General features: G+C 59.5%; 24 protein-coding genes. 17 read left to right on the top strand and 7 right to left on the bottom strand.

All coding sequences use genetic code 11. From position 1 onward, the window contains the following. Positions 1-13 precede the first annotated feature (13 nt). Positions 14-1498, bottom strand: coding sequence for an aldehyde dehydrogenase (locus ACR0KX_RS04930; RefSeq protein ID WP_170621500.1), 1485 nt, complete (start codon positions 1496-1498; stop codon positions 14-16). 161 nt (positions 1499-1659) lie between these two features. On the opposite strand from ACR0KX_RS04930, the gene ACR0KX_RS04935 reads away from it, so the two are divergent. Both ACR0KX_RS04935 and ACR0KX_RS04940 read left to right on the top strand, forming a co-directional pair. Then, complete coding sequence (locus ACR0KX_RS04935; protein WP_170621502.1) at positions 1660-2472, top strand: IclR family transcriptional regulator; 813 nt, start codon at positions 1660-1662, stop codon at positions 2470-2472. Then, positions 2472-3824: an aminotransferase class III-fold pyridoxal phosphate-dependent enzyme gene (locus tag ACR0KX_RS04940; RefSeq protein ID WP_170621504.1), complete on the top strand. Its 1353-nt coding sequence runs from the start codon at positions 2472-2474 to the stop codon at positions 3822-3824. Before ACR0KX_RS04935 ends, ACR0KX_RS04940 begins: the two co-directional genes overlap by 1 nt. Positions 3825-3858: 34 nt before the next feature. Here the strand turns inward: ACR0KX_RS04940 and ACR0KX_RS04945 are convergent, their stop codons facing one another. Further along, positions 3859-4251 carry a MarR family transcriptional regulator gene (locus ACR0KX_RS04945; protein WP_480707980.1) on the bottom strand — a complete coding sequence of 131 codons (393 nt, stop codon included), beginning with the start codon at positions 4249-4251 and terminating at the stop codon, positions 3859-3861. Between the two features lie 172 nt (positions 4252-4423). On the opposite strand from ACR0KX_RS04945, the gene ACR0KX_RS04950 reads away from it, so the two are divergent. Genes ACR0KX_RS04950 through ACR0KX_RS04980 form a run of 7 tightly spaced genes read left to right on the top strand, consistent with a single transcriptional unit; the run spans position 4424 to position 11142 of the window. Further along, on the top strand, positions 4424-4813 hold the full coding sequence (locus tag ACR0KX_RS04950) for a 5-carboxymethyl-2-hydroxymuconate isomerase (protein ID WP_170621506.1): 390 nt from the start codon (positions 4424-4426) through the stop codon (positions 4811-4813). Next, positions 4810-6318 carry a 5-carboxymethyl-2-hydroxymuconate semialdehyde dehydrogenase gene (hpaE, locus tag ACR0KX_RS04955; RefSeq protein WP_480625797.1) on the top strand — a complete coding sequence of 503 codons (1509 nt, stop codon included), beginning with the start codon at positions 4810-4812 and terminating at the stop codon, positions 6316-6318. Before ACR0KX_RS04950 ends, hpaE begins: the two co-directional genes overlap by 4 nt. Before the next feature lie 41 nt (positions 6319-6359). Next, positions 6360-7343, top strand: a complete 984-nt coding sequence (gene hpaD / locus ACR0KX_RS04960; RefSeq protein WP_170621510.1) for a 3,4-dihydroxyphenylacetate 2,3-dioxygenase — start codon at positions 6360-6362, stop codon at positions 7341-7343. Between the two features lie 10 nt (positions 7344-7353). After that, positions 7354-8751, top strand: coding sequence for a pyridoxal-dependent decarboxylase (locus ACR0KX_RS04965; protein WP_170621512.1), 1398 nt, complete (start codon positions 7354-7356; stop codon positions 8749-8751). Then, positions 8748-9602 (top strand): fumarylacetoacetate hydrolase family protein, encoded by an 855-nt coding sequence (locus tag ACR0KX_RS04970; RefSeq protein ID WP_170621514.1) that lies wholly within the window; start codon positions 8748-8750, stop codon positions 9600-9602. The genes ACR0KX_RS04965 and ACR0KX_RS04970 overlap by 4 nt, the downstream gene beginning before the upstream one ends. Continuing rightward, the gene (gene hpaH / locus ACR0KX_RS04975; RefSeq protein ID WP_170621516.1) at positions 9599-10399 is read left to right on the top strand and encodes a 2-oxo-hept-4-ene-1,7-dioate hydratase; all 801 of its coding nucleotides are present in this window, start codon (positions 9599-9601) and stop codon (positions 10397-10399) included. Before ACR0KX_RS04970 ends, hpaH begins: the two co-directional genes overlap by 4 nt. Before the next feature lie 14 nt (positions 10400-10413). Beyond that, on the top strand, positions 10414-11142 hold the full coding sequence (locus tag ACR0KX_RS04980; protein WP_170621518.1) for a metallophosphoesterase family protein: 729 nt from the start codon (positions 10414-10416) through the stop codon (positions 11140-11142). A 36-nt stretch (positions 11143-11178) separates the two neighbouring features. On the opposite strand, the gene ACR0KX_RS04985 is transcribed toward ACR0KX_RS04980, so the two are convergent. Genes ACR0KX_RS04985 through ACR0KX_RS04995 form a run of 3 tightly spaced genes read right to left on the bottom strand, consistent with a single transcriptional unit; the run spans position 11179 to position 13966 of the window. Next, complete coding sequence (locus ACR0KX_RS04985) at positions 11179-11361, bottom strand: DUF2783 domain-containing protein (RefSeq protein WP_170451711.1); 183 nt, start codon at positions 11359-11361, stop codon at positions 11179-11181. A gap of 3 nt (positions 11362-11364) precedes the next feature. Continuing rightward, positions 11365-12978 carry an FAD-dependent oxidoreductase gene (locus ACR0KX_RS04990; protein WP_170621520.1) on the bottom strand — a complete coding sequence of 538 codons (1614 nt, stop codon included), beginning with the start codon at positions 12976-12978 and terminating at the stop codon, positions 11365-11367. 37 nt (positions 12979-13015) lie between these two features. Then, on the bottom strand, positions 13016-13966 hold the full coding sequence (locus tag ACR0KX_RS04995; protein WP_170621523.1) for an MBL fold metallo-hydrolase: 951 nt from the start codon (positions 13964-13966) through the stop codon (positions 13016-13018). Between the two features lie 166 nt (positions 13967-14132). Here ACR0KX_RS04995 and ACR0KX_RS05000 point away from each other — a divergent pair, with 166 nt between their 5' ends. Continuing rightward, positions 14133-14567 carry a MarR family transcriptional regulator gene (locus ACR0KX_RS05000; RefSeq protein WP_170621525.1) on the top strand — a complete coding sequence of 145 codons (435 nt, stop codon included), beginning with the start codon at positions 14133-14135 and terminating at the stop codon, positions 14565-14567. A gap of 155 nt (positions 14568-14722) precedes the next feature. Continuing rightward, on the top strand, positions 14723-16063 hold the full coding sequence (locus ACR0KX_RS05005; RefSeq protein WP_170621527.1) for a serine hydrolase domain-containing protein: 1341 nt from the start codon (positions 14723-14725) through the stop codon (positions 16061-16063). Here ACR0KX_RS05005 and ACR0KX_RS05010 read toward each other — a convergent pair. Further along, the gene (locus tag ACR0KX_RS05010; RefSeq protein WP_170451701.1) at positions 16060-16740 is read right to left on the bottom strand and encodes a TetR/AcrR family transcriptional regulator; all 681 of its coding nucleotides are present in this window, start codon (positions 16738-16740) and stop codon (positions 16060-16062) included. The genes ACR0KX_RS05005 and ACR0KX_RS05010 overlap by 4 nt on opposite strands. A 47-nt stretch (positions 16741-16787) precedes the next feature. Here ACR0KX_RS05010 and ACR0KX_RS05015 point away from each other — a divergent pair, with 47 nt between their 5' ends. From ACR0KX_RS05015 to ACR0KX_RS05030, 4 genes are read left to right on the top strand one after another with little or no spacing between them, the layout of a single operon-like run. Beyond that, positions 16788-18164, top strand: coding sequence for a flavin-containing monooxygenase (locus tag ACR0KX_RS05015; protein WP_480707983.1), 1377 nt, complete (start codon positions 16788-16790; stop codon positions 18162-18164). Next, the gene (locus tag ACR0KX_RS05020; RefSeq protein ID WP_170621529.1) at positions 18161-19063 is read left to right on the top strand and encodes a bile acid:sodium symporter family protein; all 903 of its coding nucleotides are present in this window, start codon (positions 18161-18163) and stop codon (positions 19061-19063) included. The genes ACR0KX_RS05015 and ACR0KX_RS05020 overlap by 4 nt, the downstream gene beginning before the upstream one ends. Further along, positions 19060-19998, top strand: coding sequence for an SDR family oxidoreductase (locus tag ACR0KX_RS05025; protein WP_170621531.1), 939 nt, complete (start codon positions 19060-19062; stop codon positions 19996-19998). The genes ACR0KX_RS05020 and ACR0KX_RS05025 overlap by 4 nt, the downstream gene beginning before the upstream one ends. After that, positions 19995-20765: an SDR family NAD(P)-dependent oxidoreductase gene (locus tag ACR0KX_RS05030; protein ID WP_170621534.1), complete on the top strand. Its 771-nt coding sequence runs from the start codon at positions 19995-19997 to the stop codon at positions 20763-20765. Before ACR0KX_RS05025 ends, ACR0KX_RS05030 begins: the two co-directional genes overlap by 4 nt. 23 nt (positions 20766-20788) lie before the next feature. Here ACR0KX_RS05030 and ACR0KX_RS05035 read toward each other — a convergent pair whose 3' ends face one another. Continuing rightward, positions 20789-21430 (bottom strand): TetR/AcrR family transcriptional regulator, encoded by a 642-nt coding sequence (locus ACR0KX_RS05035; RefSeq protein WP_480707986.1) that lies wholly within the window; start codon positions 21428-21430, stop codon positions 20789-20791. Positions 21431-21517: 87 nt separating this feature from the next. Here ACR0KX_RS05035 and ACR0KX_RS05040 point away from each other — a divergent pair, with 87 nt between their 5' ends. Then, positions 21518-22678, top strand: coding sequence for an efflux RND transporter periplasmic adaptor subunit (locus ACR0KX_RS05040; protein WP_170621538.1), 1161 nt, complete (start codon positions 21518-21520; stop codon positions 22676-22678). A gap of 12 nt (positions 22679-22690) precedes the next feature. Continuing rightward, the gene (locus ACR0KX_RS05045; RefSeq protein WP_170621540.1) at positions 22691-25834 is read left to right on the top strand and encodes an efflux RND transporter permease subunit; all 3144 of its coding nucleotides are present in this window, start codon (positions 22691-22693) and stop codon (positions 25832-25834) included. Positions 25835-25854 lie beyond the last annotated feature (20 nt).

Consider the following 25854-nt stretch of genomic DNA (forward strand, 5'->3'; position numbering starts at 1 on the left):
TCCTCCTGTCGGTTCAGAGCTTGATCCACGCGGTTTTCAGGTCAAGGTATTTGTCGAACGCATGCAGTGACTTGTCATGCCCGTTTCCGGATTGTTTCACGCCACCCAAGGGCACAGTGATGTCGGCTCCGCCATATGTGTTGACATGCACGACTCCGGCCTGAATTTTCGCGATCATCCGGTGCGCGCGCGACAGGTCCGCTGTCCACACACCGGCAGCCAGTCCGAATTCGGTGGCGTTGGCAAGGGCGATGGCTTCCTCTTCGGTGTCAAAGGCCTGAACGGTCAGAACCGGGCCAAACACCTCTTCACAGACAACACGGTCGTTGGGTTGCACGCCGGTAATGATGGTCGGTGCCATGTATGTGCCGCCTGTGTCCTGCAGTATCCGGGTGCCCCCGGTGGCAATGGTGCGCCCGGCGGCGCGGGCCTCGTCCACAAAGGCAAGGTTCTGCGCCAGTTGTCGTTCCGAATTCACCGCACCGGCATCGGTATCAGGGTCCAGCGGGTCGCCGACACGCATGGCTTCGGCGTTTTTCACCAGCATTGCGACGAAGTCGTCATGGATTTCGCGTTGCACCAGCAGTCGCGATCCGGCAACGCAAACCTGACCCGAGTTTCGGAAAATCCCCGCAGCCGAGACTTTGGCGGCCTCTGCCAGATCGGGGGCGTCTGCAAACACGATATTTGGGGATTTGCCACCAAGTTCCAGATAAACACGTTTGAGGTTGGACCGCGCCGATGCCTCCATCAGCCGACGCCCCGTTGCCCCAGATCCGGTGAATACCAGTACGTCCACGTCGTGAGACTCGGCAATCTCAGTCCCGACAACCGCGCCTTCGCCGGTCACGACGTTGAAAACGCCGGGGGGAAGACCAGCGTCCAGCGCCAGTTCGGCAAGGCGGATCAGGGTTAACGAGGCGGTCTCGGCCGGTTTCAAAACCACGGTGCAACCGGCGGCAAGGGCCGGGCCCAGCTTCCAACTGCCGATCATCAGGGGGAAGTTCCACGGCACGATTGCACCCACAACACCTGCGGGCTGTTTATGCACCAGCCCCAGCGCGCTGGGGGCGGTTGGGGCGATCTCGCCATATATCTTGTCGATGGCTTCGGCAAAATACCGGATCGTCCCGGCAGCGCTGAGTGGTTCGGCTTTGTAGGCCATTCCGATCTCGGTTCCGTTGTTTTGCACGCCCAATACGGCAAGTTCTGCCGCCTGCGCTTCGATAAGATCCGCCCATTTCAGCATGATTTTCTTGCGTGCAGCAGGCGCGAGGCCAGACCATCGTCCGTCGTCAAAAGCTGCGCGCGCCGAACGGATTGCCAATCGGGCATCATCCCGCGTGCCTTTTGGCATGGTCGTCAGGGTCGATCCGTCGATGGGTGACACAACATCAAGCGTGCCGCCGTCCGAGGCATCACACCGCGCGCCGTCGATCACATGGCGGGCGGGCGGTACGCTTTGGGACCGGAGTTGGTCAATTATCGCTCTGTCCAAATCACGCCTCATCGGTTTAAATAGTGAACCATGGGTATCAAAAAAGTGTCTGATCAAATGCCGACATTTGTCAATATTGATTTTCTATTGACTGAGGAGGAAACCAGATCAAAATATCTGATACCAGTGGTTCAAATATTAAACCTATCAAAAGGTATCAGATGGGAACGATCACAAAAGCTTTGGACTTGCTGTCCCTGTACGCGCGCGACCGCGCAGAAATCGGGCTGGGTGAGTTTGTGCGCCTTACCGGGCGCGACAAGGCGACGGTTCATCGCCACCTGACCGAGCTTGCGGAAAACGGCTATCTGGAGCAACACCCTGACACGCGCGCCTATCGGCTTGGTCCGGCGCTGTTGCGCCTGTCGGCCTTGCGTGAGGCGGCGTTCCCCGTGCGAAAGCTGTTGCAGCCCATCGTGTCCGAATTGTCCGAAGCTGTTGGCGAACTGGCCCATGCCAGTCTGCTGCAGGGCGAGGCGCTGTCGCCGGTCGCCCACGCGGATCCTGCCCTGCACGGCATTCAGGTGAACTTTGACATTGCCGAGATGTTGCCCCTGCACGCGACATCGTCCGGCATCGCTGCCCTGGCTTTTTGCCCCGAGGATTGGCAAGCCCGCGTCATGGCACGGCCCTTGTCGAAATATACCGACCAAACGATCTCGGACCCGGCGGACCTGAAAGGCATGATCGACCGCGTCCGGCGGTTCGGCGTGGCGTCAGTCACCGGTGGGTTTGATGAAGGGGTCACGTCGGTCGGATGCCCCGTCTTCGGCGAAGGTGGGCGCGTTCTGGGCGCTTTGGCCGTTGCCGTCCCAAGCGTGCGGGCCAGGCCGGAGAAACTGCGCGACATTGCCCAAATGCTTTTGAATGAGGCCGACCGCGCCTCGACTGCGCTGGGCGGTGCGTTTCCACAAGGGTTCGAAGCCCTGCCGCCGGACTGGGGCGATGAAACCAAGACACAACAGGTGATGTGATGAAGGACAGCAATTTCCTGAAAGAAAACAACGCGCGCCACCTGTGGCACCCGATGGCGCATCCGGCGGACAGCCTTGCAAACCCGCCTGACATTATCGTCGGCGGTGACGGTGTGCGCATCACAGATGTGGATGGGAATACGGTTGTCGATGGGGTCGGGGGGCTATGGAACGTAAACCTTGGGTATTCGTGCCAGCCGGTGAAGGATGCAATTTCCCAACAGCTGGACAGGCTGCCCTATTATTCGATTTTCCGGGGCACTACCAATGATTTGGTCATAGAACTCAGCTGGATGCTGCGCGAATTCTTTGCCCCGGACGGGCTGTCGCGCGCCTTCTTTACATCCGGCGGGTCGGATGGCGTTGAAATCGCGCTGCGCCTTGCACGGCAATATCATAAGGTGCGTGGCGAGGCCGGGCGCGTCAAATTCCTGAGCCTCAAGAAAGGCTATCATGGCACCCATACGTTGGGCGCATCCGTGAACGGTAACCCGAATTTCCGAACGCAGTACGAACCGCTGATGCCCGGCTGCCATCACATTCCATCGCCCTATACCTATCGCAATCCGTTTGGCGAAACCGATCCGGAAAACCTGGCGCAACTGTGCCTTGCGGCGCTTGAGGATGAGATCAGGTTTCAGGACCCTTCGACCATAGCCGCAATGATCATTGAGCCGGTTCTTGGGGCGGGCGGTGTGATCCCGCCGCATGAAACCTTTATGCCCGGCGTGCGCGAGATTTGCTCGAAACATGGCATTCTGCTGATCGCGGATGAAGTGATCACAGCCTATGGCCGGACGGGGGCGTGGAGCGGATCGCGCCGCTTTGGCGTCAAGCCTGACATGGCGGTCACGGCGAAGGCCATCACAAACGGGTATTTTCCGTTCGGTGCCGTGATGATCAGCGATGCGGTGGCTGATGTGTTCGAAGGTGACCGCTCGGGCAAGGCGGCAATCGGGTCGGGGTATACCTATTCCGGCCATCCCGTGGGCGCCGCTGCCGCGATTGCGTGCCTGAAGGAAACCGAACGCCTGAACGTCAAGGACAACGCCGCGCAGCGTGGGGCGCAATTGCATGCGGGCCTTCAGGCGCTGGGCGAGACATACGACCTGATCGGCGATGTGCGTGGGGGGTATGGCCTGATGTGCGCGTTAGAGCTGGTTGCGGACAGAACCACAAAAACGCCCATCGACAAGGCCACTATCGGCAAGGTGCAAAAAACGGCCTATGAGGCCGGGGCCATGGTGCGCGTGTCGGGAAACAACATCATTCTGTCCCCGCCGCTGGTGCTGGGCGAAGAGGACGTGAACACTTTGATTTCGGCGCTGGACAAAGGGCTAGCGTTGGTGTGATTTCGTGACCTTTCAAGGGGTTGAATCCTGATCTTCAATCGCCAGGGCGAAGCTTTCGCAGCAGCGCCAACAGGGTGTCGTGATCGTTATCCCCAAGGATGCTTCGGTAATGGGCGGCGATGTCCGAGGCCTCGGCCATGTGATCATCAATGATCGCTTGCCCTGCAGCCGTGATCGCAATGTGCTGGCGACGGCGGTCTGTCGCGTCGGCCTCGCGGGACACGAGCCCGGCTTTCTCCATCGAATGTACAATCCGGCTGAGGCTTGGCGACATCAGCGCCGCGCGATTGGCCAACATGCCGGCGTCCATCTTTCCGCCCTCGCTGAGCACGCGCAGAACGCGCCATTGCTGTTCGGTGATGCCCGCCTTGGCCAACATCTTGCGGATCGGGGCCATTACGGCCTCACGCGCGCGGATCAGCGACACAGGAAGTGACTGCGCCGTTGGGGGCAGGGCGTTGGGTTTTTTGGTTCGCGATGTTTCTGGCAATGGTCCGATCCCAAAATTACATCACATGTTAAATAAATTGTTTGACTCGAGGCCGCAACGTTCGATAGGTATAATATTACTTAACATAGCAAATAAAATGGATTGAGACGTGCCGCATATCCACATCGAATATTCCGCAAACCTGGAACAGGTCGTGGATATGGCCGGGCTGTGTGATGCGTTAAGGCAATCTGCGGCCCGGATCGACGCCTTGCCCATGCCCGGGCTGCGTGTGCGGGCGATCCGCGTCGATCATTATTCCATCGCGGATGGCGATCCCAAACACGGGTTTGTCGACATATCGGTCCGCCTGCGCGAAGGACGGGCGGATGCCGTCAAGCAGGACGTCATCAAGCAGATTTTCGACACCGCGCGGGCCTTTCTGAAACCCGCAATGGACACGCATTCGATCGCTTTGTCGTCTGAATTGCGGGAAATCGACGCCCGTCTTTCCCCAAAATGCGGCACGATCCGCGACCATCTGGAGGACCCGAAATGAGCAGTTTGGAGCAGAACCTGGAAAAGCTGAACGGGTTGCTGGCGCGGTTCCGGAAGGATGGGATCAAAAACCGGATTGCGGGTAAGGACCGGGACGGGTCCGCAGGCAGGTTCCAAACCACGTCTCCGGTCGACAAAAGCGTGATTTGTGAGGTTGCCCAGGGCAATGCGGACGATATCGACGCTGCGGCCAATGCTGCGGCAGGTGCATTTCCCGAATGGCGTGACATGCCCGCAACCGAGCGGCGCAAGATCTTGATCCGTGTGGCTGAAGGCATCGAAGCGCGCGCTGAGGAGATCGCCTTGTGCGAATGCTGGGACACTGGGCAGGCGTTGAAATTCATGTCGAAGGCCGCACTGCGCGGGGCCGAGAACTTTCGCTATTTCGCCGATCAGGTTGTGCAGGCGCGGGATGGTCAGCATCTGAAATCGCCGACCCTGATGAACATCACCACGCGCGTCCCGATTGGCCCGGTCGGTGTGATCACGCCCTGGAACACGCCCTTCATGCTGTCCACGTGGAAAATTGCACCTGCGCTGGCGGCCGGGTGCACAGTGGTCCACAAACCGGCCGAGGCCAGCCCGCTGACGGCAAAGCTGTTGGTCGAAATCGCGGAAGAGGCCGGTCTGCCAAAAGGCGTTTTGAACACGGTGAACGGTTTTGGCGAAGAGGCGGGAAAGGCGCTGTGCGAACATCCTAAAATCCGCGCCATTGCCTTTGTGGGCGAAAGCCGCACAGGCAGCCTGATCACCAAGCAGGGGGCAGATACGCTCAAACGCAACCATCTTGAGTTGGGCGGCAAAAACCCCGTTATCGTGTTCGACGATGCCGATCTGGACCGCGCTCTGGATGCGGTGATCTTCATGATCTATTCGATCAATGGCGAGCGCTGCACATCTTCGTCGCGTTTGCTGGTGCAGGACACGATTAAGGACGCGTTCGAGGCCAAGCTTGTCGAGCGCGTGAACACGATCAAGGTCGGCCATCCGCTGGACCCGGCGACCGAGATCGGACCGCTGGTGAGCGAGGAACATTACAACAAGGTCACCAGCTACTTTGAGGTCGCGAAAGAGGACGGGGCCACCATCGCCGCGGGCGGGACGACGGTCGGGGAGACCGGCTATTTTGTACGACCGACCCTTTTCACCAACGCAAACAACCAGATGCGCATCGCGCGCGAGGAAATCTTTGGCCCCGTTCTGACCGCCATTCCATTCTCGACCGAGGATGAGGCGCTGCAAATCGCCAACGACACACCCTACGGTCTGACCGGCTACGTCTGGACCAACGACCTGACCCGCGCCTTGCGTTTCACCGACAAGCTTGAGGCCGGGATGATCTGGGTGAACTCGGAAAACGTCCGCCATCTGCCGACGCCGTTCGGTGGTGTCAAAGCCTCGGGCATCGGTCGGGACGGCGGCGATTGGAGCTTTGAGTTCTACATGGAACAAAAGCACATCGGCTTTGCCACCGGTCAGCACAAGATCACTCGCCTCGGAACCTGACGCGCGTCGCCCTGACAATCCAATGTACTTAGGAGTTTGAAATGCCTGTACCCGCTCCGAACCTCTACCCGGATTTCAACACGATCCGCCTGAGCCATGTTTGCCTGAACGTAAGGGATCTGGCGGTGTCCAGGGCGTTTTACGTTGACATGTTCGGCCTGCAGGTGACGCATGAGACCGACACCCACATCTACCTGCGCGCGTTGGAGGAGCGTGGGCATCATAGCGTGGTTTTGCAGAAATCCGATGCGCCCGGCACGGTCGATGTCATGGGGTTCAAAGTCTTTGATGAGGCTGATCTTGATCGCGCCGAAGCCTGGTTTCAGGCCAAAGGCCGCCCGACCCAGTGGATCCAACGCCCGTTTCAGGGGCGCACGTTGCTGACCTCGGACAATTTCGGTATCCCGTTGGAATTCTATAACAAGATGGACAGGCTGCCGACGATCCATCAGGACTATGCCCGATACCATGGCGTGCGTCCCTTGCGGATAGACCATTTCAACTGTTTCAGTCCAAACGTCGATCACAGCGTCGCCTTCTACAGCGACATGGGATTTCGGGTTACGGAATATACCGAAGACGAAGACAGCAAGCGGTTGTGGGCGGCGTGGCTGCATCGCAAAGGCGGTGTGCATGACATGGCCTTTACCAACGGCACCGGGCCTCGTATGCACCATGTGGCGTTCTGGGTCGCCAACCCGATGCACATCATCGATCTTCTGGATGTCATGTCGACCACGGGTTACGTCGAAAACATCGAACGCGGGCCGGGGCGGCACGGTATTTCCAACGCGTTCTTTCTGTATATCCTTGACCCGGATGGTCACCGGATCGAAATCTACAGCTCGGATTATCAGACACTGGATCCTGATCATGAACCGCTGAAATGGGATCTGAAAGATCCCCAGCGGCAAACCCTATGGGGTGCGCCCGCACCGCGCAGCTGGTTTGAACATGGGTCACGGTTCACAGGCGTTGACGTGGCCGAGGCGGATCTGAACGCCACCCCGATCATCGCACCCTGAGGAGGCGGGAATGGACTGGGACGAGTTTGGCCACTGGGGCAAACGCATATCCGACTGGGCCGCGGATTATCACAAGGCTCTGCCCGACCTGCCGGTGCGCGCGCAAACCGCCCCGGGTGAGATTGCCGCGCAGCTTCCCCAGCAGCCGCCCGAGCATGCGCAGGCCATGGACACCATCATGGCCGATTTCGAGCGGATCGTGATGCCGGGAATGACCCATTGGCAGCACCCGCGTTTCTTTGCCTATTTCCCGGCCAATGCCGCGCCGCCGTCGATGCTGGCCGAGATGCTGGTGACCACAATCGCGGCGCAGTGCATGTTGTGGCAGACCTCTCCGGCCGCGACCGAGGTCGAAGGGGTTATGGTTGACTGGCTCCGGCAGGCGCAGGGCTTGCCAGAAGGCATGACCGGGGTCATTCAGGACAGCGCGTCCTCGGCCACCTTGTCGGCGGTGCTGACCATGCGCGAACGGGCCACGGGCTTTACCGGCAATCGTGACGGGTTGAACACCAAGGGCGCGCTGCGGATTTATTGCTCGGATCAGGTGCATTCGTCGATTGACCGGGCCTGTTGGGTTGCGGGCATCGGTCAGGACAATCTGGTCAAACTGCCCGCGCATGGCCCCACCTTTGCGATTGATCCAGATGCGCTGGAGGCCGCAATCCAGCGCGACATCGCCGCCGGTCATATGCCCGCCGGGATCATTGCCATCACCGGGGGCACCGGGGTGGGGGCATGCGATGATCTCAATGCGGTTGCCGATGTGGCGCAGAAACACGACCTCTACACCCATCTGGATGCGGCATGGGCAGGGTCGGCCATGATCTGCCCTGAATTTCGTCAGGCGTTTTGGTCCGGGGCCGACCGCTATGACAGCATCGTTTTCAACCCCCATAAATGGCTGGGCGCGCAGTTCGATTGTGCGATCCAGTTCCTGAAGGACGCCACACCGCAACTCAATACACTGAAGATTGAGCCCGAATACCTCAAAACCACGGGGGCAGAGGTCACGAATTACTCGGAATGGACGATCCCCTTGGGGCGCAGGTTCCGGGCGCTGAAGATCTGGTTCCTGTTGCGCTCATACGGGTTGGAGGGGTTGCGCACCCGCATCCGCAACCATGTCGCCTGGGCTGCTGAACTTGCCGAGGTAATTGGCGCGATGGAGGGGTTTGAGGTGACGACGGGCCCGATCCTCAGCCTGTTTTCCTTCCGCTGTCCCGGCGATGATGAGATGCAACAGCGATTGGTGGACGCGCTGAACGATGATGGCCGGATTTACCTGACCCAAGGCCTGTTCGACGGTCGCAAGATCATCCGCTTTCAGGTCGGCCAATTCGATACAACGCGCGAAGACGTGCTGATGGCGGCAGAGGTCATCCGGGACGTCTGGGGAAAGATCACATGAAGTTTGCCACCTACACAGCAGATAACAGAACGTTTTTCGGAGCGATCACCGACAACGGCGCTATCGCTCTGAACGATGCGTTCCCGGACTGTGCCAGTCTGTATGAGGTGATCGCCTCGGGTGCATTCGGGCAGTTGGCCAAAGCTGCCGAGGGCAAGCCCGTCACCCATACCGAGTTCACCTATGAGATGGTGATGCCGGATGCGCGCCGTATCCTATGTGTTGGGGTGAACTTTCCGGACCGAAATGCGGAATACAAGGACGGCAGCGCGCAGCCCAAATACATGTCGTTGTTTCCGCGCTTTGCCAGCGGCTTTACCGGCCATGACCGTCCATTGATCCGACCGCCCGAAAACCACACGCTGGATTATGAAGGCGAGGTTGCAATTGTGATCGGCAAGGGAGGGCGCAGGATCGTTCAGCAAGACGCTTATGACCATATCGCGGCGTTGACCCTGTGCAATGAAGGCACGATCCGGGATTGGGTGCGGCATGCCAAGTTCAATGTCACGCAAGGCAAGAACTGGGATAAATCGGGGGCAATCGGCCCGTGGCTGGTACCCTTCACAGATGCGGCGCAACTGGATGACGCCCGCATCCAGACCCGCGTGAATGGTGAGCTACGGCAGGATGATACGCTGAACCGCATGATGTTCCCGATCCGGCGCGAGATCGAATATATTTCGACCTTCATGACCTTGCAGCCCGGCGATATCATCGTCACCGGCACCCCCACCGGCGCGGGCGCGCGGTTCGATCCGCCAAGATACCTGGTGCCCGGCGACGTCATAGAGGTGTCGGTCGACGGCATCGGCACCCTGCGCAACACGGTCGAGGATGAACAGGTATGACCCCCGAAGATCACGACCGCGCCGCTGCCGACTTGTTGCAGGCTGAACGGACGCGCGAACAGATCGGGTTGCTGAGCCTGCGCCACCCCGAGATGGGCATGGACGACGCCTATGAGGTGCAAAAGGCGATCTACCGTCAGAAACTGGCCGAAGGGCGCAGGGTGATTGGCTGGAAGATCGGGCTGACCTCGAAAGCGATGCAATATGCGTTAAATATCGACATCCCCGACAGCGGGATTTTGTTCGATGATATGGCGTTCGAAAATGGCAGCACTGTCCCGGCAGGACGTTTCATCCAACCCCGGATCGAGGCCGAGATTGCCTTTGTCATGCATTCCGCCGTGGGGGGCGAGGACGTTTCTCGTGAGGACATCATCGCCGCCACGGATTACGTCGTACCGTCCATCGAAATCCTCGACACCCGTATTCAGCGGGTGGATCCCGAGACCGGCAAGGCGCGCACGGTGTTTGACACGATCAGCGACAACGCGGCAAATGCAGGCGTCGTGTTGGGCGATGAACGCCATGCAATTGGTGCGTTTGATTTGCGTTGGGTGGGCGCAATGACTTTCCGCAATGGCGAGATTGAGGAAACAGGGTTGGGGGCTGGTGTATTGAACGATCCTATCGAAAGCGTTGTCTGGCTAGCCCGCCGTATGGCGCAGTTCGGCCAAAGCATCGAACCGGGTCAGGTCATCTTGTCCGGCAGCTTCATCCGACCTGTCGAATGCCCGTCAGGCGCCGACATCCACGCCGATTTCGGCGCGTTTGGCTCGGTCGATATTTCTTTCGCCTGAACGGAGCGTAACAGATGCCCGATCCGATCTACGCAATAGGCGACATTCACGGTCAATTTGGGATGCTGGAGGACGCCCTGGCGCGGATCGAACGCGACGGCGGCCCCGATGCCAAAGTGGTGTTCATTGGCGATTACACCGACCGGGGGCCACAAAGCCGCGAGGTTCTGGATTTGCTGATCAAGGGGCAGGCCGAGGGCAGGAACTGGACGTTCCTGCGCGGCAATCACGACCAGATGTACGCGATGTTCCTTGAGGCTTATCCGCGCAATGATGCCCGCCTTCTGGTCGGCTACCACTGGCTGCATCCCCGGATTGGCGGCGTCGAGACGTTGAAGTCTTACGGGCTAGGGGTAGAGGACGGAGATCGTATCTATCAGGTCCACGCTCAGGCGAAACAGGCGGTGCCACCGGCGCATATCGACTTTATGAATCGGCTACAGCCTTATCACCTGACGTCGGATGTGCTGTTTGTCCATGCAGGCATTCGACCCGGTGTGCCATTAAAGCAGCAGGACCCCGACGACCTGATCTGGATCCGCGATGAGTTTCTGGACCACGAAGGCCAGCATCCGTGGCTGGTGGTGCACGGCCACACCCACGTGTCTGCGCCGGATCACCGGGGCAATCGGATCAATATCGACACCGGTGCAGGCTATGGCCACCCGCTGACTGCGGTGGTGTTCGAAGGCACGGACTGTTGGGTGCTCGAAGCTCAGGGCCGCAATCGACTGGTGCCCTAGGCTGTTTTTCGGATCTGTCGCCGGGTCTGACGCTTTTCAAGCAGCGGCTTGCAGGGCCTGCCTGAGCGTTTCGTGATCCCCAATATGATTGGCCAGCACAAGGATCAGTCGGGCGTTCAGCGCTTCGCTATCCTCATCCGACAGCCCGTCATGGGCCGCGATCAGATCGGCGTAGAAATCATCCGGTGATGGCAGGTTTGGCTCGGTAATCAACGGCATCTGCTATTCCTTTCCGCAGGCTTTGCGAACCGCCGCGCGCGTCGCCGCCTCATCAAACGCCACCCAGCGGGCCGCTACATGCTGATCCGGGCGGATCAGATAAACGGCCTGTTTGATGGACCCTAGGTAGCGGGCTGCTAGGGCATCGGTCGTCTGGACAGAGACGGTGCGCAGGGTGATCCCATTCACGTCCAGTTGTGCCGGCGCATCCGTGTTGATCGCCAGAAGAACAAACTCATCCCCAAGCCGGTCGAGCAGGAAGCCATCGCCCAAGGGCGCATCTGCACATGTCGCACCGACGCGCGTTCCGCTTGGGCCGTCGGGCAGGGCATCCTCGCCGTTCAGGGATGAATGATCATAAGTGCAGGGCACGGACAACCGCCCCGAATTGACCAGAGGCCGGGCAAAGCTGTGCGTTTCGGCCAGCTTCAAGACTGCATCGCGAAACCTTTTGCTGGTTTTGGATTTTGGGGTGATGAAATCGGTCGAACGGGTCGAGTTGAGGATATTCTCATCCGCCGCAAACACCCGTTCCTGATCATAGCTGTCCAGCAGGCTGTCCGGTGCCTTTCCCGCAATCACAAGGCCAAGCTTCCAGCCCAGATTGTCCACATCCTGCATCCCCGAATTGGCCCCGCGCGCCCCGAACGGGGAAACCTGATGCGCTGAATCTCCTGCAAAGATCACCCGGCCATGGCGGAAGTTTTGCATGCGGCGGCACTGGAAGGTGTAGATTGACGACCAGACAAGTTCATATTCGACGTTGTCGCCCAACATCGCATCCAGCCGCTTGCGGATGTTTTCCTCTTTCAGTTCCTCTTTGCGGTCCACGTCCCAGCCGATCTGAAAATCCACGCGCCAGACATCATCGGGCTGTTTGTGCAGCAGGGTCGAGGCCCCGGATTTGAAGTAAGGCTCGAACCAGAACCAGCGTTCAGTTGGGAATTCGCTGGTTTTCATCCTGATATCGGCAATCAGAAAGCTGTCCTGAAACACGCGCCCCTCGAACCCCAGATCAAGCATGTCCCGCGTCGGGGACCCCGCGCCGTCGCAGGCGATCAGCCAGTCCGCCTCGACCTGATAGGGACCATCCGGAGTTTCTATGGAAAGGGTCACGTGGTCGTCTTTGGCATCAATCGCTTCAACCCGGTTCTTGCCGCGGATTTCGATGGGCGCTCCGCGCTCCTGTTCGGCACAGATGGCCTCGAAGATGAACTTCTCGAAATAGGGCTGTTGCAGGTTGATGAACGCCGGGTTGCGATGGCCGGTTTCGGGCAGAAGGTTGAATTCATAAACCTGTCGGTCGTCCTGAAACACTTTGCCGACATTCCAGACCACGCCCTTGTCCAGCATCGGTGCGCCGCACCCGTAGCGGTCTGCGATCTCCAGCGTCCGCTTGGCAAAGCAGATCGCGCGGCTGCCCATGCCGATCCCTTCGTGATCGTCCAGAACCAGCGCGGGAATGCCTTGCCGTCCCAGATCCAGCGCCATGGCCAGCCCGATCGGACCGCCGCCGACGATAACAACCGTATGGCGCCTGGCCTGCGGTGCGTCCTGATCAGCGGATTTCCGATAGGGATAAAGCCGAAACGCGAGCGAATATCTGTCCTGAAGCATCTGAATACCTGACGTACCGAATTGGTGTGTAATCGGATCAGCCTTGCAACTGCTCCCACATCTCCAGATCGCGTTTGTCGGTCCAGATGCGGGGGTGGGTGATTCCGCGTGCTTCGTCATAGGCACGGCTGACGTTGAAAGGCAGGCAGTGTTCGTAGATGGCGTAGTCCTTGAACTTGGGGTCGCAGGCGTCGCGAACGGCGTCCCACGCGTCTTTGAGCGTTCCGCCCTTCATCGCCACGCGCTGGGCCGGGGTATAGGTCGAGTTCACAAAGTCCCGCGTGCTTTCGATAGCGCGCTCCACCGCCTCCTTGCCCACCAGCGCCGCACCACGACCCGGCGCAATGGCGTCCACGTCATAGGCCTTGATCGCGTCGAGCGTTCCGCCCCAATCCGCGAAATGCCCGTCGCCGCAATAGCAGGCCGAATGATCCTCGACGATATCGCCGGTGAACATCACATTCTGGTCGGGCACATGGATCACCGCGTCACCCGCCGTATGGGCGCGGCCGATCTGTTTGATGTCCACCCGGCGATTGCCCAGATAGACGGTCATGCTGTCGCTGAATGTCGTCGTGGGCCATGTCAGGCCGGGGATGCTTTCGTGTCCTTCGAACAGGCGCGGGAAGCGCTGGAATTCGCTATCCCAATCCTCTTGCCCGCGTTCGACAACCATCGAGCGGGCGACATCGGACATGATGATTTGCGGTGCATTAAAGGCCGACGCGCCCAGCACCCGAACGGCGTGATAGTGGGTTAGTACAACGTGGGTGATCGGTTTGTCGGTCACGGTCCGGACGCATTCGATCACTTTGTTGGCCAGGCGTGGGGTGGCCTGCGCCTCGACAATCATGACGCTGTCATCACCGATGATGACACCAGAATTCGGGTCGCCCTCGGCGGTAAACGCGTAAAGCCCTTCGCCAATCTCATCAAAAGTGATTTTCTTTTCAGTCAGATCGCCTTGCGATGCAAATGCCTTGGCCACGAGGATCGGTCCTTTTGCTGGTTTGACGAAGAAGGCCCCGGGGCGCTTCTGGTCCGAGTGTATAGGAAATTGCCTCAGATAATCGTTGCATTTGCAACGGTGTCAATATTTTTGTTGCATTTGCAATGAATATTTGGCCTCCATACGGAAAAGAGGACGTTGCCGGATGACGCCAAACACTTTGCCCGAGTTCGATCTGGAGAAATACCTGCCGTACCGCCTGACGGTCCTGGCTGCGCGTCTGAGTATGGACATGGCGCAGCAGTATAAAAGTGAGTTTGGCATTTCGATTCCCGAGTGGCGGGTTCTTGTAAATATCGGATACGCAGAGAACTTATCGGTTCGGGACATCGAAAAACGGGTCAGTTTGGAAAAATCGATGGTCAGCCGGGCAGCGGCGCGGTTAGAGGCGCGCGGGCTTGTTTCCAAGACGGTCGACCCCAAGGACCGGCGTCTGGTGAAGCTTGAATTGACCGAAGAGGGGGCCTTGGTCCTTGGTAAACTGATCCCGATCGCCTCGGCCTTTCAGGCAGATCTGGAGCGCAAGCTTGGGGCGGAAAAAGACGCGCTCTATTCCGCGCTGGATAGGTTGACGGATTGAAGGCCGTTGGCCTTTTTGGCGCAACGCGGCAGGAAGGGCGTGGTCGCGCCCCGGGAAAAACGCAACGGAACTGTGGCCAGTTGCGTGCGCTTATACTCTAGTCAGGGCAGGTATCGGGTTGAGAGGAGGGCCGGGCACACCGGCTGATAGGGGCGATGTTGGTAAAAGCGGCAAAGATCTTCGCGGGCGCGGCAGTCGCCGGCGCACTCGGTCTGACAGGGTATCTGTTGATTGCACCGCCCGATTTGCTGAAGGTCGGCACGAACTACTCGGCCAAGATCGTCTGTTCCAACGTGTTCATCGCGGGGCGCGACCCGGATGAGGTTCTGTCGGTTGACGTGCAAGCCCCCGGGCATCCATTGCTGCGGCAAATCTCGATCAAAGTGGACCGCGAAGCGCAAAACGTCGAGGCACGGATTTTCCGGTTCTTTGCGCCTGCAACTTCTCAATACCGCGAGGGGTTGGGATGTGCGAACCTGTACACATCCGAACTCAGCGACAAGACCCTTGCTGCGTCGCCGTCATTGCCGGACGGCATCTGGCCGAAGGGAAACCGAGTCAATCCGTCTCAAGATGCTGAAATAGAACGCATTCTGTCCGACGAGACCTTGCTTGGCGAAGGGTATCGCGCTGTCGTTGTCGTGCGAGATGGTCGCATCGTTGGGGAAAGCTATGCGCCGGGTTTCGACGAAAACACCCCACTGTTGGGATGGTCCATGACCAAGACCGTGACGGCGGGCCTAATTGGTACGTTGATACAGTCCGGCCAGATGGCGTTGGATGATAAACTGATCGACAGCTTCCCCGAATGGGCCGATGACAGCCGCAGGGACATCACTGTCGCCGATATGTTGTCTATGGCAAGCGGGCTGGAGTGGAACGAAGAGTACGGGGATGTTTCTGACGTCACCAGAATGCTCTATCTGCGTGATGACATGGCCGGATTTGCGGCAGGTCGTCCAGCAGAGAGCGAAATTGGCACCGACTTCAACTATTCGTCCGGAACATCCACTGCACTGTCCCGCGTGTGGCAAGACGCGGTTGGCGACGGGGGGCTAAGCTATCCGAAGGAGGCATTGTTCGAGCCGTTGGGCATGACCTCGGTCGTGCTGGAAACAGATGCTGCGGATACGTTTGTCGGGTCCAGCTATATGTACGCTACGGCGCGGGACTGGGCGCGGTTTGGGCAGTTTTTGCTGCAAAAGGGCGTCTGGGATGGGCAGCAGATACTGCCCGAAGGATTTACGGATTGGATGTTTGAGCCGGTGGCCGCGTCGAATGGTGCCTATGCCAAAGGGCACCTTTGGATCGAGGCCCCGGGTGGCGTGCCGTCCTTCGAAGATTCGGTCTGGTTACAGGGCCACGACGGACAGACCATCGGCATTTTCCCGTCCCATGACATGGTCGTCGTCCGGCTGGGTCTGACGCCTTCGAAACTGGGGTATTCCTCGCTGCCGTTGGCGCAGGAACTGATCGCGGCCTTTGCTGAAAACTAACTTTGTAGCGGGAGGTTCTGATCCACGCTGCTAAGAATGCCAGCCTCGCAGAAACACAGCAGGTTTTGGATCATGTCGTCAGACTGCGGTTCGTCACCCGTTCCGCCGAGCGCGGCAATCCGCCAGTCAGAGGTACAGAGCGCCAGCATGGACGACACCGCAAACACCAGCGCGCCAGCGACGCGCGCCGGGTCCGCGCCGGGGAAACGCGCGCACAGCATCTGTACAACACGCGTGGCCACCGGATCGAAATGCGTATTGGCCAGCGCGCGCCAGCGGGTGTCGGCCGAAACGATGGCCACGATACGCGCATAGGCCAGCCACTGAGGGTCGCCGCCAAAAGCGCGGGTCACAAGGGGCAGCATGAAGGCTGATATCAGATCGCCGACGCTCCAGTTGTCATGAGCCTCAAGCAACCTGATGGACGTAAGGCGTTCTTCGGACAGCTCGGCGGCACGGCGCGCCACGATACGCTCGAACAATTCCTCTTTCGGGCCGCCGTGAAAGTTCACGCTGGCCTTTTGAACCTGCGCCCGTTCGGCGATGTCCCGGATCGAGGCTCCTTCGAATCCCCTTTCGGCAAAGACCTGTTCTGCGGCGTCCAGAATGCGCTCTCGCGCCGCGACGGATCGCTGCGAGGGTGCTCTTTTACGTTCTTTTACAGCATGTTGGGCCATCTCAAAAACCAGTTTGCCTTATTTGGAACGTTCGTTCAAGATAAGAGATGTCGCAGGAGGAGGCGCGGATGGAACAGGGGCAGGTAAAGGCGGGTCAACCGGTTGAGGTAAAAGCCCGCCCCCAAGAGTGTTTTGCACTGATCGGAGCCGGGCCCATGGGTCTTGCAATGGCCAAGACACTGATCGAGCAGGGGGTGCCGTTTCAGGGATTTGAACTGGCAGATGATGTGGGTGGTCTTTGGAATATCGATGCACCCCGGTCCACGATGTACGAGACCGCCCACCTCATATCCTCCAAGCGGATGACGGAATTCACTGACTTCCCCATGCAGGAGGACACGGCAGAATACCCGTCGCATCGCGAGATGAAGCGTTATTTTCAGGAATTCGCGAACGCCTTCGATCTGTATCGGCACTTTCACTTCGGTGCAGAAGTTCTAAGCGCCAAGCCTTTGCAGGATGGCGGATGGGATGTGACCTGGCGCGATAGGGCCGGGGTCGAACAGACCCAGACCTTTGCCGGTATTCTGATTGCAAATGGCATCTTGTCGGAACCCAACATGCCCAAGTTCAAGGGCGAGTTCACAGGTGAACTGATCCACGCGTCCGAATACCGGTATCCGACCCAATTCGCCGGTAAGCGTGTTCTGGTCATCGGCGCGGGGAATTCCGGGTGCGACATTGCGGTGGATGCCATCCACCACGGGCTGTCCTGCGATCTGTCGATGCGCCGTGGGTATTACTTTGTGCCGAAATACGTATTTGGCGTTCCGGCGGATACGATGGGCGGCAAGATCCGCCTGCCCATGTGGCTGAAGCGCAAGGTTGACGGGGCAATCCTGAAATGGTTCGTCGGTGATCCGCAGAAATACGGGTTTCCGAAACCGGATTATGCGCTTTATGAATCCCATCCTGTTGTGAACTCGCTGATCCTGTTCCATGCCGGGCACGGGGACCTGAAGGTGCGCCCGGATGTGGAACGGTTCGAGGGTAAGACGGTTCATTTCCGTGATGGCAGTTCATCCGACTATGACATGATCCTGACAGCCACCGGGTATTCGCTGCACTATCCCTTCATCGAAAAGGACTTGCTGAACTGGAAGGGCGACGCCCCGGACCTGTACCTCAATTGCATGCACCCGGACCGGGATGACCTGTTCGTCCTCGGCATGGTCGAGGCGTCTGGGTTGGGCTGGCAGGGCCGTCATGAGCAGGCCGAGATGGTTGCGCGCTATATCGCTGGTTTGCGCTCGGGCAACGCGGCAGCCAAGGCGATCCGTGCCACCAAATCCGACGGGTATGAGCGGGCGACGGGGGGCATGAACTATATCGACCTGCCGCGCATGGCGTATTACGTCGACAAGGCAACCTATCGCAAAGAAGTCACCGGTCAGATCGCGGCGCTGCGGGCGGCTGAGCGATGAACGGGATCGATCAGGTTGCGCTGAACTTTGATGCCGGAAACCTCAGGGTTCTGAATGCGGTTCTGGCGATCATTATGTTCTCGATTGCGCTGGATTTGCGGATTGACGATTTTCGCCGCGTTGTGCGCGGACCCAAGCCACTGATTGTCGGGCTGGCGTCGCAGTTTCTGATCCTGCCTGCGCTGACATTTCTGATGATCCTTGTGCTTCGGCCCATGCCATCTGTTGCGATGGGCCTTATTCTGGTTGCGGCCTGTCCCGGCGGGAATATCTCGAACTTCATGACCCATCGGGCGCAGGGCAATGTCGCGCTGTCCGTTTCCATGACGGCCTTTGCGACGGTCGGGGCGATTGTCATCACACCGATAAACATTGCGTTCTGGGGCAATCTTTATGGCCCGACGCGCGAGATTTTGCAGCGTACGGAAATCGATCCGGTCTCGGTCGCGATAACGGTTGGGTTCATGCTGATCCTGCCGCTGATCCTGGGAATGGTCGTGAACGCGAGGTTCACTGCATTTGCCGACCGTATTCGCCGACCAATGCAGTGGGTGTCGATGGGCATTTTCGTGGCCTTCATCGCATTGGCGCTTGCCGCGAACTGGGCCCATTTCCTAAGCTTTGCCGGGGCGATCATCGGCCTTGTGGTAATCCATAACGCGCTGGCCTTTTTGGGCGGGTATGTCACCGCGACCGTGGCAGGGCTGTCCGAACGGGATCGCCGGTCCGTGACCATCGAGACCGGCATTCAGAACTCGGGCCTTGGGCTGATCCTGATTTTTGCTTTCTTCGATGGGCTGGGCGGGATGGCCGTTGCAGCGGCCCTTTGGGGCATATGGCACGCGATCTCGGGGATCGCACTGGCGCGCTATTTCGCACGGCGAGCGGTTCCGGCATGACCCGGATATTGATCACTGGCGCAGCCGGGGCGGTGGGGGCCGCGCTTTTGCGGCGCCTTGGTGAACGCCCGGAACTGGATGTGGTTGCGACCGACATTCGCAAGCCTGAGGACTTGCCGCCCAACGCGCGTTTTCTGACGATGGACGTGACAGGCGACGACCCGCAGAGCATCATCCCTGCAGAACGCCCCGATACCGTTGTGCATCTGGCATCGATTGTAACTCCGGGCCCCGATTCAACGCGTGAGATCGAATATCAGGTCGATGTCGAAGGCACCCGGAATGTGCTGAACGCGGCCATTGGAGCTGGGGTGCGGCGTTTGGTGGTCACGTCCTCGGGCGCGGCTTATGGTTACCACGCCGACAACCCTGTACCGCTGCGTGAAACGGACGCGATCCGGGGCAATCGGGAGTTTGCCTATTCCTGGCACAAGCGCTTGGTCGAAGAGATGTTGGCCGAAGCCAGAGAAAATGCCCCCGACCTGCAACAGGTCGTTCTGCGCGTGGGTACGGTGCTGGGCGAAGGTGTCGAGAACCAGATCACGTCCCTGTTCCATAAACCGCGATTGCTCGGGTTAAGGGGGTCGGACAGCCCCTTTGTTTTCATCTGGGATCAGGACCTTGCCGAGATTTTGCTGCGGGCTGCAACCGACGGGCCAGCGGGTGTTTTTAACGTTTCGGGTGATGGCGCTTTGACACTGTCCGAAATCGCCAATGCAATGGGTAAAACCGTGCGATGGCTGCCGCCGGGGCTGATCAAACTGGCCTTGACCGTGGCCCGGCCCTTGGGTCTGAGCCGTTATGGACCCGAGCAGGTCAGGTTCTTGCAGTATCGGCCCGTACTGGACAACGCATCCCTGAAATCCGACTTCGGCTATCACTCCAGCCTTTCCAGCGCCGAGGCGTTCCAGCGCTGGTGGGAGAGCAGGACATGACAAAGACCGCCGTCATAACCGGAGGGGCAGGCGGGTTAGGGCAGGCCCTTGCCATGGCGCTGCGGGATCAGGGTTGGCATACGGCCTTGATCGACCTTCCCGGCCCTGAACTTGATGCACTGGCGGCTTTGGAAAATGTCAGCGTCTACGCCTGCGATCTGACCAAGCCAGATCATTGTGCGGCGACCTGCGCCGAGATCATTAGTGACAGACCCTCGGTCGATCTGGTCATCTACAACGCGGGCGTTTCGCAAATAGCGGCCTTTGCCGACAGCGACATGCAGGCACACAGGAAACTGTTCGAAATCAACTATTTTGCAGCCGTCGAGTGTGCAAAACACTTTCTAGAACCCGTCCGCTTGGCCAAAGGAACCCATCTGGCAATATCCTCGGTCGCCGGGTTCGCGCCGTTGCTGCACCGCACCGCCTACGCCGCCAGCAAGCACGCGATGGAGGGGTTTTTTAAATCGCTACGGGCCGAGGAATTGCCTCATGGGGTAAACGTGGTCATCGCGGCCCCGTCTTTTGTCGCGACCAATATCGGGCGACCGCATGCCAACCAATCGGATTTTGTGCGTCCGGGCTCTGCGGCTGATGGTATCGAGTACATTGCGCCTCAGGACGCAGCACGGATCATTCTTCGCGGTGTGCAAAAGCAGCAGGATTTTGTTCCCGTTGGGCGTGTGGCCACGCTTTCGAACATTTTGAACCGCGTGTCCCCAACGCTTTACCTGCGCCAGATGATGCGAAGGATTGGGAAGGGTTGAAGCGCCCATAGGCTGGTGCAGGGTCAACTCAGCATTCTTTGCGAGACGTCTTCCAGAAGATCGTGCAAATCGAAATCCTGGCCTTTCTCTGCAAGCGCATGGTCTTTCAGGATGAAGGACAACCCGTGAACGAAACTCCACAACAGAAAGCCTCGGCGGCGGACCTCCTCTGTGATTTCCGATTCACCCAGACATTTCGCCACTTCGGCCAAGAGAATCCCAAAGCTCTGCTGCCCGCCTTCTTCAAGGCGCTGGTCGGCGATGCGGTCCGTGAACCCGCCAAATTTCAGCCGGAAAATCCCCGGCTCGTTCAGCGCGAAGGCAATGTATTCCATGCCGATTGCGGTGATGCGTTCGGGCGAGCCTTCGGGGATGCCCTCGAGCGCCGCCAGCATGTTTTCGCGATGCCGGACCATCCCTTCGAGAACGGTGGCGACAAGCATTTCCGTCTTGTCTTTGAAGTGTTTGTAAGGCGCAGCGGTGGATACTCCGGCCAGCCTGCAGGCTTCGGACACGGAAAAACTATCGGGGCCTTTTTCTTCCACCAACTGCCGGGTCGCTTCGATCAGAGCGGCCCGTAAATCACCGTGATGATAGGCTTTCTTGCCCACGGCCTGGCGGTCAGTGCCCCTGGTTGGCGCGAGGATTTTTTCTGTGCTCGTCATGATCCAACATCTGCCAGATCGCGTACCCCTTGTCAAAGTAAGAAGTTCTAACATATGTTAGAGAGGCTAACTTGATGAGGTCCCCAAATGCCGAATCCTGCGACATCCCCCTCTGAACCTGCCAAGCAAGGTCTGTTTTCGCGCGTGTTGCGTGGCACGGTGCGGCTTGGATTGACCGTCAGCGTGATCGCCGTTGCAGCCGCGGCTGTTTACGTCGGAACCGCGGAACTGACGCGCAGGGCGGATGCTGTGCCTGCACCAGACGCCGCCGCAGTGACCCCGGTATCCGTCACTCCGATCATCTCTGAAAACGCCTATACGGTGGATCGGGTCTTCATCGGGCAGGTCGAACCCCAACGCTCGGCTGATGTTTCGTTCGAACTGAATGGCAGGCTGGATCAAATTCTTGTGGATGAAGGCGATGCAGTGGCCAAGGGGCAGCTCCTTGCGACCTTGGATACTGCGTTGCTGGAGGTGGAACGCGATCGCCTGAGCGCGTCGCGAGATGCCATTGCCGCGCAGCTTGCCTTTGCAAAGAAAACGGTCGAGCGAAACGCAAAACTCATCGGGCAGGGCTTTACCAGCCAGGCCCGTCTGGACGAGGCCGTCGCGCAACAGGATGAGCTGTTGTCCCGGATCGGTGAGCTTGACGCTGGTTTGCGCGATGTGACGGTGCGGATCGAGAAATCCAGCATCGAGGCCCCGTTTGCGGGCCAGATCACCTCACGGCACGTGGATGGCGGGGAAACGCTCCGGTCCGGTGAGTTGGTGTTGGGCATGGTCGAGCTTGTCTCGCCTCAGGTTCGGATCGGAATCCCGCTGGATGTCGATCCGGTGCTGCTGGCGGATGTTGAGATCGAAATCGCGGGTCAGAGCTACTTGGCAGAACTTGCAACCCTGCGCCCCGATATTGATCCTGTGACCCGTACGCGGACGGCACTGTTCGATCTGAAAGACGGGCCGGATGTTGCGTTCGGGCAGACTGCGCGCGTGCATGTCCTTGATCCGGTTGAAAGTGCCGGGACATGGGTGCCCACGACATCCCTAAAGGAAGGGACGCGGGGGCAGTGGACGCTGCTGGTTGCCGATGCGCAAAAGACCGTGCGGCTTGCGACTGTCGAAGTACTGCATGCCGAGGATGACCGGGTCTTTGTGCGCGGGCAGTTTCCGGACGGGACCGTCCTGATCGATCAGGGGCCACAACGTGTCACCGTTGGTCAGCGTGTCGCCTTCGGCACCGGCGAGTAGCGGAGCTATCCCATGGAAACCCTGACCTTTCGCCACCCCCGCCTAGTTGCTCTGATTATTCTGGTTCTGGTATCTGCGGGCCTGTCATCCTTCCTGTCGCTGGGACGTCAGGAAGACCCTACGATCACCAACCTTTTTGCGACCGTGACAACGCAGTTTCCGGGTGCTGACCCCGAGCGGGTCGAAGCGCTGGTTACGGCAGAGATCGAGGAAGAACTGCGAAAAATCGCCGAGGTGGATGAGGTCAGTTCCGTGTCCCGCTCGGGCGTTTCGGTTGTCTCGGTCGAGTTGCTGGAAACGCTGGACGAAGCCACCATCGAACAGGTCTGGGCCGAGGCACGCGATGCCGTCGAAGATGCCCGCCAGACCTTCCCGGCGGGCGTGCTGCCCCCGGACTTCGATGCCGAGGGCATTTCGGCCTATTCGGCGGTTATCGCAGTCGCTGCGGATAGCCCGGATTTCCCGGTCACATTGTTGTCGCGTCATGCCGAGGCCTTGGGGGATCGTCTGCGCGCAATCCCTGCAACGCGGGCCATTGAGTATTTTGGTCAGCCAGACGAGGAAGTGCTGGTCAGCGTGGATATGGACAGGGCAGCGGCCTTGGGGCTGAGCGCTGCCGAGATCTCTCAGCGCATTGCCGAGGCGGATGGCAAGGTTCAATCCGGTCGGCTGCAATCCGACGTGGATTTGACCATCAACATCAGCGGTGAAATCGAAACGCTGGACCGCATTCGCAGCATCGTCCTGCGGGAAAGTGCGGAAGGGGCCGTGGTGCAGCTGGGCGATATCGCCAGCGTGGATCGTGGCGCGCGCAATCCGCAATCCTCAATCGCCTTTGCCAATGGCAAGCCCGCCGTTCTGGTGGGCGTGCTGGCACAAGACGGCGTGCAGATCGACCGCTGGACCGGTTTCCTTCGGGAAGAACTTGCGGCAGGTGCGCCGTCGGTGCCGTTGGGCGTTCAGGAAGTGCTGCTGTTCGATCAAAGCCAGTACACAACGGACCGTCTGACCGAGGTCGGGATCAATATGGCCATTGGCGTCGCACTGGTTGTGGCCGTTTTGTTCATCACGCTGGGCGTTCGGGCGGCGGCCATTGTGGCCTTGGTGCTGCCTGTCGTCTCACTGGCGACCTTGGCCACGATGAACATGATCGGCCTGCCGATCCATCAGATGTCTGTCACCGGCCTGATTGTGGCTTTGGGTTTGCTGGTGGACGCGGCCATTGTCATGACCGACGAAATCCGACGTCGCTTGCAAGACGGGATGGCCCGCATTGCCGCCGTGCAGGACGCCGTTCGCCGGTTGGCCGCGCCGTTGCTGGCATCGACGGTCACCACGGCGCTGGCCTTCACACCTATGATCCTGCTGCCTGGGCCCGCCGGGGATTTTGTCGGCGCTATCGCTATCGCTGTGGTTTTGATGCTGGTGTGGTCTCTGGTCGTTGCCCTGACCGTGACGCCGGCGATTGCGGGCTGGGTTCTGTCCGACCGCCCGGATGCCGGAATGCTGAGCCGGGGGATCAGCATCCCGCCGCTTGCCCGCTTGTTCGAAGCCTCAATCCGCCTGTCGGTGGCCAACCCGGTCCGGTCCATCGCGCTGGCGCTGGTTCTGCCCGTGCTTGGGTTCGCGGCCTTCCCGACGCTGACCGCGCAGTTCTTTCCAGGTGTTGACCGCAACCAGTTCTATATCGAAGTTGACATGCCAGGCGGGACATCCATCGCCACCACCGAAGCAACAGCGCGGCAGATCGACGAAATGCTGCTGGCCGACGAAGGCGTCAAAAGCGTCTACTGGACTGTGGGTGAGTCCGGCCCGGCCTTTTACTACAACATTGTCGGCAACCGTTCCCGCGAACCGGGGTTTGCGCAGGCCATGATCACGACCGACACCGCCGATGACGCAGCCCGCCTTGTCGGCGCGTTGCAAAGCCGTCTGGATACCGATTTCCCCGATGCCCAGATCATCGTGCGCAACCTGGTGCAAGGCCCGCCGGTTGACGCCCCGGTCGAGGTCAAAATTCAGGGGCAGGACATCACTGTTCTGCGCAATCTGGGCGACGAAGTTCGCTCGATCATGGCGAACTTGGATTTGGTGACGCAGGCACGGGCCAGCGTCAATGGCGGCAACCCTCAGATCCGGTTCGAGATTGATGAGGTTAAGGCCCGCCTGCTGGGGCTGGACGTGGCCGATATTGCCGGTCAGTTGGATACTGCACTTGTAGGAATTACCGGCGGGTCGCTGATCGAGGGCACCGAGCAATTGCCTGTGCGCGTGCGGCTGGGCGACGAAGTCCGCTCGGACCTGAGCGCGATTGTCAGTATGCCGATCCTGCTGCCGAATGCCCCTGCGGTTTCGGCCACCGGGGTTTTCCCTGCGGTACCGTTGTCAGAACTGGCGCGGCCCGTTCTGGAACCTGCCGAAAGCACCATCACCCGGACAGATGGCGTGCGCGAAAACACCATTCAGGCGTTCATTGTGCCGGGCGTGTTGCCGGAAGAGGCGTTGCAGGACGTGCTGGAAGCGCTGGACGCATCCGGATTTGTCCTGTCGCAAGGCTATTCGATGTCTTTGGGCGGGGACAGCGACGCGCGGTCAAACACCGTGGGCAATCTGCTGGCGTCTGTCGGCCTGATTGTCACCTTGTCGATTGCCACCATTGTGCTGACCTTCAATTCCTTCCGCCTGACCGTTGTAACGCTGGTCGTGTGCATTCTGTCAGCCGGGCTTTCGATGCTGTCACTGGCCGTCATGCAATTCCCATTCGGGATCACCTCGATCATTGGTGTGATTGGGTCAATCGGTGTGTCGATCAACGCGGCGATCATCATTCTAACGGGGTTGCAAAAGGACCCGGAGGCCAGCTGGGGCGACCTGAGTGCCATGGCGCGGGTTGTGTCGGGATCAAGCCGCCACATCATCTCGACAACCATCACCACGTTCGGCGGGTTCCTTCCGCTGATCCTTGGCGGGGGCGCGTTTTGGCCGCCCTTTGCCGTGGCAATCGCCGGGGGTGTTTTGCTGTCGACCGTGGTGTCCTTTTACTTCACGCCGCCCGTCTTTGCGATGCTGTATCGAAGACGGGCCAGCGCGGTATGCCTGCCTGCCAGCCGGAAATCCGAGCCTGGCAATGCCGTAGTCCCGCTTGCCGCCGAATAAGAGTTCTGACGCCTGAGGGC

The organism is Ruegeria sp. BG5, from assembly GCF_056538425.1.

Excerpts from the sequence above, each read along its gene's own strand:
- ACR0KX_RS05025 (WP_170621531.1), top strand. The coding sequence starts at position 19,060 with ATGACCCGGATATTGATCACTGGCGCAGCCGGGGCGGTGGGGGCCGCG.
- ACR0KX_RS04985 (WP_170451711.1), bottom strand. The coding sequence starts at position 11,361 with ATGCCGTTGATTACCGAGCCAAACCTGCCATCACCGGATGATTTCTAC.
- ACR0KX_RS04935 (WP_170621502.1), top strand. The coding sequence starts at position 1,660 with ATGGGAACGATCACAAAAGCTTTGGACTTGCTGTCCCTGTACGCGCGC.
- hpaH (WP_170621516.1), top strand. The coding sequence starts at position 9,599 with ATGACCCCCGAAGATCACGACCGCGCCGCTGCCGACTTGTTGCAGGCT.
- ACR0KX_RS05005 (WP_170621527.1), top strand. The coding sequence starts at position 14,723 with ATGTTGGTAAAAGCGGCAAAGATCTTCGCGGGCGCGGCAGTCGCCGGC.
- ACR0KX_RS05035 (WP_480707986.1), bottom strand. The coding sequence starts at position 21,430 with ATGACGAGCACAGAAAAAATCCTCGCGCCAACCAGGGGCACTGACCGC.
- ACR0KX_RS04940 (WP_170621504.1), top strand. The coding sequence starts at position 2,472 with ATGAAGGACAGCAATTTCCTGAAAGAAAACAACGCGCGCCACCTGTGG.
- ACR0KX_RS05020 (WP_170621529.1), top strand. The coding sequence starts at position 18,161 with ATGAACGGGATCGATCAGGTTGCGCTGAACTTTGATGCCGGAAACCTC.
- ACR0KX_RS05040 (WP_170621538.1), top strand. The coding sequence starts at position 21,518 with ATGCCGAATCCTGCGACATCCCCCTCTGAACCTGCCAAGCAAGGTCTG.
- ACR0KX_RS05015 (WP_480707983.1), top strand. The coding sequence starts at position 16,788 with ATGTCGCAGGAGGAGGCGCGGATGGAACAGGGGCAGGTAAAGGCGGGT.
- ACR0KX_RS04990 (WP_170621520.1), bottom strand. The coding sequence starts at position 12,978 with ATGCTTCAGGACAGATATTCGCTCGCGTTTCGGCTTTATCCCTATCGG.
- ACR0KX_RS05030 (WP_170621534.1), top strand. The coding sequence starts at position 19,995 with ATGACAAAGACCGCCGTCATAACCGGAGGGGCAGGCGGGTTAGGGCAG.
- ACR0KX_RS05045 (WP_170621540.1), top strand. The coding sequence starts at position 22,691 with ATGGAAACCCTGACCTTTCGCCACCCCCGCCTAGTTGCTCTGATTATT.
- ACR0KX_RS04970 (WP_170621514.1), top strand. The coding sequence starts at position 8,748 with ATGAAGTTTGCCACCTACACAGCAGATAACAGAACGTTTTTCGGAGCG.
- ACR0KX_RS05010 (WP_170451701.1), bottom strand. The coding sequence starts at position 16,740 with ATGGCCCAACATGCTGTAAAAGAACGTAAAAGAGCACCCTCGCAGCGA.
- hpaE (WP_480625797.1), top strand. The coding sequence starts at position 4,810 with ATGAGCAGTTTGGAGCAGAACCTGGAAAAGCTGAACGGGTTGCTGGCG.
- ACR0KX_RS04980 (WP_170621518.1), top strand. The coding sequence starts at position 10,414 with ATGCCCGATCCGATCTACGCAATAGGCGACATTCACGGTCAATTTGGG.
- ACR0KX_RS04965 (WP_170621512.1), top strand. The coding sequence starts at position 7,354 with ATGGACTGGGACGAGTTTGGCCACTGGGGCAAACGCATATCCGACTGG.
- hpaD (WP_170621510.1), top strand. The coding sequence starts at position 6,360 with ATGCCTGTACCCGCTCCGAACCTCTACCCGGATTTCAACACGATCCGC.
- ACR0KX_RS05000 (WP_170621525.1), top strand. The coding sequence starts at position 14,133 with ATGACGCCAAACACTTTGCCCGAGTTCGATCTGGAGAAATACCTGCCG.